The 8,830-nt window shown below is 48.0% G+C and carries 7 protein-coding genes; 4 read left to right on the top strand and 3 right to left on the bottom strand.

Annotated features, from left to right (window positions below; all coding sequences use genetic code 11):
• The coding region (lpxC, locus tag PHU49_11010; GenBank protein MDD5244531.1) for a UDP-3-O-acyl-N-acetylglucosamine deacetylase at positions 1–1,127 on the bottom strand (1,127 nt) is incomplete at its 3' end.
• Between the two features lie 412 nt (positions 1,128–1,539).
• Between lpxC and PHU49_11015 the strand changes: the two genes are divergently transcribed.
• From PHU49_11015 to lnt, 4 genes are read left to right on the top strand one after another with little or no spacing between them, the layout of a single operon-like run.
• Positions 1,540–2,541, top strand: coding sequence for a PhoH family protein (locus PHU49_11015; protein MDD5244532.1), 1,002 nt, complete (start codon positions 1,540–1,542; stop codon positions 2,539–2,541).
• Positions 2,522–4,228: an HDIG domain-containing protein gene (locus PHU49_11020; GenBank protein MDD5244533.1), complete on the top strand. Its 1,707-nt coding sequence runs from the start codon at positions 2,522–2,524 to the stop codon at positions 4,226–4,228. The genes PHU49_11015 and PHU49_11020 overlap by 20 nt, the downstream gene beginning before the upstream one ends.
• Complete coding sequence (gene ybeY / locus PHU49_11025) at positions 4,125–4,589, top strand: rRNA maturation RNase YbeY (GenBank protein MDD5244534.1); 465 nt, start codon at positions 4,125–4,127, stop codon at positions 4,587–4,589. The genes PHU49_11020 and ybeY overlap by 104 nt, the downstream gene beginning before the upstream one ends.
• Positions 4,586–6,157 carry an apolipoprotein N-acyltransferase gene (gene lnt / locus PHU49_11030; protein ID MDD5244535.1) on the top strand — a complete coding sequence of 524 codons (1,572 nt, stop codon included), beginning with the start codon at positions 4,586–4,588 and terminating at the stop codon, positions 6,155–6,157. The genes ybeY and lnt overlap by 4 nt, the downstream gene beginning before the upstream one ends.
• Positions 6,158–6,453: 296 nt before the next feature.
• Here the strand turns inward: lnt and PHU49_11035 are convergent, their stop codons facing one another.
• Both PHU49_11035 and PHU49_11040 read right to left on the bottom strand, forming a co-directional pair.
• A complete protein-coding gene (locus PHU49_11035; GenBank protein MDD5244536.1) occupies positions 6,454–7,665 on the bottom strand; it encodes a lactate racemase domain-containing protein in 1,212 nt (403 codons plus the stop codon).
• Positions 7,666–7,667: 2 nt separating this feature from the next.
• Positions 7,668–8,830: TRAP transporter large permease (locus tag PHU49_11040; GenBank protein MDD5244537.1), on the bottom strand; the 1,163-nt coding region annotated here is incomplete at its 5' end.

Consider the following 8,830-nt stretch of genomic DNA (forward strand, 5'->3'; position numbering starts at 1 on the left):
AGATCGAGCACCTTATGTCTCACAAACTCATCCTTGAACCTGAGTTTCGTATTGATAACACCTTCATCGTTTAAGATAATGACGTTATTTATCCTGCCGCCTGTCCCGAGGCCCATCTTTGCAAGCTGTTCAAAGTCCTTGAGGAAACCAAAGGTCCTTGCCGGCGCTATTTCAGCAATGAAGGCATCCTTATCTCCATGGAAATGATATCGCTGGATACCGATAGGTTTACCATACTCTAACGTGTAATCTATTTCAAAAGATTCCGATGGCTCTATTTGGAGAGATTTTCCATTGCTTAAGTCTGCGATCGTGACCGCTTCTTTGATGTAGAGGGGTTCTATCCCCCTTTGTTGTTCAATGATCCCGGCTTCCTCGATCTTGCTGCACATCTCGATGGCAGAACCATCAAGGATCGGGATCTCTTCGCTGACCTTCACGAGAAGATTCGTTATGCCGTACATGTGGAACGTGGCAAGGAGATGCTCGATGGTCCTTACCATACAGTTTTTCCCTTTCACCGATGAGGCATAGCCGACGGAGAAGACGTAATCGATATAAGCAGGAATACGCTCCCCATCAGGTATGTGCTCGAATATGATGCCGGTATTTTCAGGCATCGGGAGGAGTATCATGCCGGTCTTTGCCCCCGAATGAAGACCAACACCATAGACAACAATACTTTTCCCGATGGTTTTTTGTTGAAATTTATGAGTACCTTTGGCACTTTCTATCCGGAAATCTTTGGTCTTTACCTTGTGCCGTTCTTCAGCACCCAAGCCCCTGGATATGACCTCAAGAACCTTTTCAATAGAGAGTGGTTTTTCGAGAAAGTCGTATGCACCCATTTTGACCGCCTCGACGGCCGTGGAGATCGTTCCATGGCCGGAAATAACGATTACGATTGCTTTCCCTTCCTTTTTCTTTATCTGTTTCAAGACCTGTATGCCATCCAGTTCAGGCATCCATATATCAAGAAGAACGATTTCGGGCTTTTCTCTCTCGAAAAGGGAGAGGCCTTCCTTGCCGTCAGTCGCCCTTGAGACCTGAAAACCCTCATCTTCAAGTATAGAGGACAAGCTGTCGAGAATATCCTTTTCATCATCGATAATAAGTACTTTATGCATAGCCTATATTCTACTCAAAACTACATGAATTTACAATTGTTTTAAGTTTTTATAGAACTTTGAGAAGAAGACCGCTCTCCACTATTTTACGGGGCTTGCGTCGCCCCCTCCAGCAGCAAAGCCGCCGGAGCCACCCCCTCTCGCCCAAGAATGGGCTATTAAATATTTTACGGGGCTTGCGTCGCCCCCTCCAGCAGCAAAGCCGCCGGAGCCACCCCCTCTCGCCCAAGAATGGGCTATTAAATATTTTACGGGGCTTGCGTCGCCCCCTCCAGCTTTCAGCTATCAGCTCTCAACAACCCCTTCGCTCTCCGCTGCTCTCATTGCCGGGGCTTGTCCGTGGGAATCTATTGCAAAAGGTGTTTTTGTGGTATACTAAATATGTAGTATAAAGGAGGAATGGAAAACTTTATTGGAAGAAAAGACGAACGAAGGGTTTTTAAAACTCTTTTTTGATGATATAAACATAGCCCGCAACCTCTTTGGCCCCCGTGACGAAAATATAAAATATCTCAGGAAATATTTTAACGTCAAGACGAGCATCCGGGGGAACCACTTGATCCTTATAGGCAGTAAAATGGATGTGGAGAATACAAATAAGGTAATTAACGAACTCCACAGCATCGTCAAGAAGGGTTTTGTTATCAGCGCATCGGATATAGATCAGGCAGTACGATACGTTTCACACACGCAGGATACCATAAGCAACCCCCACAAAGATCAGATATATATCTTTCCATCCAAAAAGGTTGTGATGCCGAAAACGAGGAACCAGAAGACATATATCGATGCCATAAAAAGGCATGATATGGTGATCGGTATAGGCCCCGCCGGTACCGGCAAAACATATCTCGCCATGGCAATGGCGCTTTCCTCTTACTACAGGAAGGAAGTTTCGAGGATCGTGTTAACGAGACCGGCCATTGAGGCAGGGGAAAAGCTCGGTTATCTCCCCGGAACGATGTATGAAAAGGTTAATCCCTATCTGAGGCCTCTTTATGATGCACTGTACGACATGCTTGATATGGAGAAGGCCACCAGACTTGTTGAAAAGGGTATTATTGAAATCGCCCCCCTTGCATTTATGCGCGGCAGGACCTTGAACGATGCCTTTGTAATTCTTGATGAAGCCCAAAACACAGCTTCCGAGCAGATGAAGATGTTTCTTACGCGTCTTGGATTTTCTTCGAAGACCGTTATTACCGGTGACATTACACAGATTGACCTCGCAGATAAGAAGACAAGCGGTCTCGTGGAGATACAGAGAATCCTGAAGGGGATCAAGGGCATTAAGTTTGTTTACTTTACAGAGAAAGATGTGGTAAGACATCCGCTCGTCCAGAAGATCATCAAGGCATATGAAACAAGGAAAACAGACTCAGAAGGTTTGAACGATGCAGAATGGAAAGGATAAACCCCCTTCGTATTTTTACTACAGAAAATTTCTGATACTCTTCGCGCTCTCGCTCCTGCTGTCATGTATCATCAACATACAACAACCGTACACGCCAGGCGAATATCAGCTTGGTGATGTAGCAAGGGAGAACGTCAAATCCCCTGCTGACCTGTATGCGCCGCAGGGCGATATCGCTATCAAAAAAGGCGAGATTATTGTCAGGGAAGGCGAAAGGATCAACGAAGAACACCTGCGGAAGCTCTCCACCTTCAGCCCGCCAGACAAGAGGAGAGGTTTTCCCCTGGAGAGGTTTCTCGTGGTGTTCTTTATACTGTTTTTGTTTGTAGCGGTGTTATACGAATACGGCGAAAAAAATATTAAAAAATTCTCACTCACACAAAAAGACCTGATATTTTGTGCCGCCCTTACCCTTTTCGCGATCTTTTTGGTAAGAGGGTTCTCCCTGGTTTTTAAATATTATGTCCCGAATCATACCTCCGAGCTATTTTATATCATCCCCGTCTTTTTGTACGGGATCATCCTCAGGGTTGTCCTCTTTTCTGAGGTCGCCATTCTCTTTTCAATGGTCTTTGCGATCGCCATGAGCCTCTCTTTTGAGAGCAGCATGACAGTCCTTTTGTATGCGTTCCTTGGCAACGTTCTTGCTTCTTATTTTTCAGGAAAATGCGAAAACAGGAATACGATCCTCAAGGCAGGACTTTACACATCCTTTGTCATAAGTTTTTTTGTTCTCCTGCTCGATATCTTATTGGGACAATCTCTTTCAAACCTGCCCATGAAGATCGCCTTCATCGTCCTGAACGGCATTGCGAGCAGCTTCATCGCCCTCGGGCTTTTACCCGTTATCGAGCATGTCTTTGATTACACGACTGACATCAAACTGCTTGAGCTTGCCAACTTTGAGCATCCGCTTCTGGAAGAGATGATGGTCGATGCCCCCGGCACATACCATCACAGCGTTATTGTCGGAAACCTCTCAAAGGCAGCCGCAGAGAGCATCGGGGCCCATCCCCTGCTTACGCGGGTGGCGGCATACTACCATGATATCGGGAAGCTCAAGATGCCCCATTATTTCATAGAAAACAGAACGGATGTTGAAGATCCACATAAAGATTTAACGCCAAGCATGAGCGCGCTCATTATCCTTAACCATGTAAAGGAAGGGGTTGAGCTTGCAGAAAGGTATAAACTCGGAAGGAAGATTACCGAGGTCATACAGCAGCACCACGGGAAGAGTCTCGTCAGTTATTTTTACAGCAAAGCAAAGGAGCTTGAAGACCCGAAGCTGCATACTATCAAGGAACAGGATTTTAGATATGCAGGGCCGAAGCCCCAGACAAAAGAGACGGGCATCATCATGCTGGCAGACGCAGTGGAGGCAGCCTCCAGGGTCCTCGACGATCCTACGCCGAAACGGATAGAAAGTCATGTGCAAGGTATTATCGAAAATATATTCCTTGACGGACAGCTCGATGAATCGGAACTTACGCTGAAAGACCTCAATGCGATCCAGAAGAGCTTTATCGCGATCCTCCTTGGCATATTTCACCATAGGATTGAATATCCTGAAAGGACACAAAATGGCGGTGTTGATAAAAAACTCTCAAAGATCGATAACGATAAACAGCAGGAGCGTCAAAAGGCTTACAAAAAAATTACTAACCTTTTCAGGTCTTCAGGGTAAGGATATCAGCATACTTTTTGTCAACAACAGAAAAATCACGGCATTAAACAGCAGGTTTTTCGGGAAACAATACCCGACGAATGTCATCTCCTTTTCGTATATTGATGGATTGCCCGGTGAGATCGCCGGTGAAATCATAATCTCGATTGAGAAGGCGCGAGAAGAGGCGGAACAATCAGGTGTTCATTTCTATGAGAGGCTCTTTGCCCTTATCATTCACGGTCTGCTTCATATAACGGGTCATGACCATGAAGGAGAAAAGAATCAGGGCCGAAGAATGAGATACCGGGAGAAAAAGCTCCTCGACTTTATCGTTTCCCATGATGTATATAAACGGATGATTTCAGAACGGGCAGCATGATGACCAATGTATCAACCGATGGAACCCGAAGCAAGTTTTCGTCCTTCGTCCTTCGTCCTTCGGTCCTCGGTCCTTACCTCCCGTCTTTATATCTCAGTTGTATCTCCGGTGTCCTCCTTGTGCTTATTCAGCCGCCGGTATCCCTCTATCCGGTTGCCTTTTTTGCGCTCACTCCGCTCCTCTACGCCATGGATCAGGAGAGCTGCCAATATGCATTCTGGAACGGTTTTGTCTGCGGTTTTATTTCCTTCATCGGTCTTGTCTACTGGGTTGTCATAGCCATGAACAGGTATGGGGGCATCAATATCTGGCTAAGCTGTCTTATCCTGCTGCTCCTCGTCCTTTACCTTTCATTATATACAGGCTTCTTTGCCTTCGCGGTGTCCTATCTTAGAAAAAGATTGACCTTGCCGGTCTACCTTTCCGCTCCGATCATCTGGGTGTTGCTGGAGTATGTGAGAGGATTCCTGTTTACAGGGTTTCCATGGTCGTTCCTTGCCCATTCGCAGGACAGGTTCCTGCACCTTATTCAGGTTGTGTCCATCACAGGGACGTATTTTATATCATTCATCATCGTTGCCGTAAACTGCATCATCTATAACGTGATCCGGAAAAGGTCCGTTTCGGCCATCTATGTATCCATAATTTTTCTCCTTTTCGCGGGTTCACTAATTTACGGCTTCAAGGAGCTGAGCCAGAAGGAGGAAGGAACTGTACGGACTGCGATAGTGCAGGGGAATATCAGGCAGGACGTTAAGTGGGATGAAGCCTTCAAGATCAGGACCATCCGTACTTACTACCAAAAAACGCTGGAGGGCGCAAAGGATGCAGACCTCATTATCTGGCCTGAAACTGCCATGCCTTTTATCTTTGAAGACGAGATCTACGCTAATAAATACATAAAGGACCTGCCTGTGCTTCTGCGGAGCAATCTTTTGTTCGGTACGGTTTCGCGGGACCGTGCCGGCAAGTACCATAACTCTGCATATCTGATCGACAAACAGTCTGAGACCGTCGGAGTATACAGCAAGGTGCACCTCGTCCCTTTTGGTGAATATACTCCGCTTGTCAGGTACCTCCCTTTTCTTGAGAAATTGACAGCCGCCGGTGGCGACTTCTTCCCCGGCGAAGGACACCAGCCACTGCATGCACAGATAGGGAATATCGGCATGCTCATCTGTTATGAGGGTATCTTCCCGTATATCACAAACGAAACAATACGAAACGGTGCGCAGGTGCTTGTTAACATCACCAATGACGCGTGGTATGAACGGACTTCAGCACCCTTCCAGCACCTTGCCTTTTACGTATTCAGGGCAATAGAGACGGACAGGTTTCTTCTGAGGTCTGCCAATACAGGGATAAGCGCCGTTATCGATCCGAAGGGACGTATACAGGCGCAGACCCCTATCTTTGTCGAAACGGTTTTAAGAGGCAGCTTTTCTCTGAAAGACACAAAGACCTTCTACGTGAGATACGGCGACTATTTTATTGCAATACTTTCAGCGTTCCTGATAATCCTGTGCGCAATAAAGTTTATAAGGCAGTGGATAGTCAATAGTGAATAGTAGATAGTAAGAAACAAAAGAAGCAATTTCTTTAAGGAGCTTATCCGCCCTCAGCCGCCTTTCCCCTCACGCCTTACCGATGTTCCACATTCTCTTGCATTTCACCAGGGCATCAGTGTCGGGCTTTCCTGTAGCAAACCGTCGTGAGGCAAGGAAGCTCGGTCTTTTGCGAAGCAAAAGTTCCGAAGCCGAACGCGAGCGATTGGAGCCGCTGGAGCGGAATGAGCGTGTTTGCGGGGAAAGTCCGGCACTGATGATCATCCTGTGAGAAAGGCGCCTTACGACTCACGGACTGTTCAGATCATCTGTATCGTCCCGTCGGGGATGACCAGGACATCAACCTCCCTGCCCCTGTATTGATCGTCGAGGTAATCGATCATGTCTTCCAGGTTTTTATGCCAGAGGAGGTCTTCCTTTTTACCGAACCAGCATTCGTTTGCAAGGTCCCTGCGCCGCGAATAGATATGTACCCTTTTTGTCTTGCCGCTCTTCTTTCTCTCACCGAAGGCGAGGCGCCCCCAGGTATCTTTTCCGAACCTGCCCAGGAGGTAATGGACGACCTGGCCCTCTTCAATGTCACAGAGGATTACGACATCACCGCCCTCATCCTTCAGGAATTCTTCTGCCAGTGAGAGCGCAATGACAGCTTCACTCGCCTTGCCGTACGCGTTCGCTATAACAATATCAGCCTTTTTATCTGTCGGCGTCCTGTAGTGTTGAGCGGCCCTTTCGGTCATCTCCCGATAAAGGCCGTCAGGATTACCTGCATAGATGTCTGTTGCGAGCGCTCCGGTATTGACCATGATGTTGACAACGGCATCAAGACCCGCTATTCTGCCGCACTCCTTAATATCTTCGAGAAGAGAGTTGCCCTGATATTTGCCTATGCCGTAACAGGCATCCCAGTATTTTTTCAAAAGGGTTCCGTGGTGGTATTCTATGGCATCGATATGGCTTACCGCAGGCATGACGATCTTATAGCCGCCCCCGAAACCGCAGAACGAGTGAGGGATAAGGGCGCCGATGCCTATCTTAAGGTCACAGGAAAGATATTCTTTGTTCACGATAACAGGTGTGCCCTGCCTCGTCCTGCCTATCAATTCACAATTCTCATAGGGATTGTGGTTGTAAACGGGGAACCTCTCCATCACTTCATCACCGAGCTTTTTGCGGAATGCCGTGTTGTCGAGGGGCGCATGAGTTCCCAGTGCACAGATGAAGCGCACCTGCTCATCCCTGATACCGCACTGTTGAAAAAGCTCAAGAAAGGACGGGAGGATCTCGTATGTCCTTGTCGGCCGGGAAAGATCATCAAAGAGTATGCAGACCTCTTTTTTACCTTTGATGAAAGACGCAAGGGGCTGAACGGCCTTCCTGTAATCACCGTGTGTAAGCGCCTCTTTCCCGTCTCCTCCCATGGCGAGGACTTGTGTATTCCACCGGGAAGGAAGCGACAGGACAAGAGTCTTGTCCTGGTTCCAGAGATCATGTTTTACGGTTATGTCCATAATTATCTCCTTATAAGAAGATCAGGGAGAAGAAGGGAGAGCTTCGGAATGTAGGTAATGACGAGGAGACATGCCAGAAATAAGAGGATATAGGGGAACACCGCCTTGCCTATTTCGATCAGCGAGCGCCTCATGATCGCCATTGATACAAAAAGATTGAGGCCGAAGGGCGGGGTCAGGAACCCGCATTCGATATTAATGATCATGATGATGCCGAAATGCACATAATCGATATTATACCTGGTCAGCGTCTCGATCAGTATGGGCGATATGACGATGACGGCGGTGACGATGTCCATCAGCCCGCCGATGATGAGCAGGACGCCGTTTATGGCAAGGAGAAAGAGCCACCGCTCCTTTACATTTGCAATGATAAGCTCTGCAAGCTTCACGGGGATCTGCTCAACGGTCAGGAGCCAGATAAATGTCATGGCGCATGAAAGGATAAAAAGAAGGCTGCCCGAGAGTATTGCCGAGTCCCTGCAAACGCCGAAGAGTTTTTTGAATTTCAGTTCCTTATAGATAAAGAGTTCCACGAACAACGCGTAGATAACCGATACCGCCGCAGCCTCTGTGGGTGTAAAGGCGCCGCCATATATCCCCCCGAGGACAAGAAAGGGCAGGAACAATGCCCAGAGCCCGTCTTTGATTATCTTCATCCCCTCCCTGAAGGTGTAATGCACCTCCGATTTCCACCCGTTCCTCCTGGCCATGAAATAGGAATATCCCATGAGGCAGCAGCCGATGAAGATGCCTGGGAGGAAGCCGGCCATAAAGATCTCTGCGACCGATACGTTCATTACCAGCGCGTAGAGTATCATCGGTATGCTCGGCGGTATGAGGATACCGAGAGAGCCGGAAGAGGTGAGAAGCCCGATGGAGAAACGCTCGCCGTAGCCTTCTTTAACGAGCGCCGGCATCATGATGCTCCCGATGGCAATCACCGTTGCAGGCGAGGAGCCTGATATGGCCGCAAAGAACATGCACGCCAGGATGGATGCCATGGCAAGCCCGCCGGTGAGCCTCCCGACGAAGAGTTTCATCACGTTGACAAGCCTGTTCGATATGGCGCCCTCTGCCATGATGTTGCCGGCGAGGATAAAGAAAGGGACGCCAAGGAGGACGAAGTTGTCAAGACCGTTGAACAACTGCTGTATGAGGGATG

The organism is Syntrophorhabdaceae bacterium (assembly GCA_028713955.1).
Lineage (GTDB): Bacteria > Desulfobacterota > Syntrophorhabdia > Syntrophorhabdales > Syntrophorhabdaceae > UBA5609.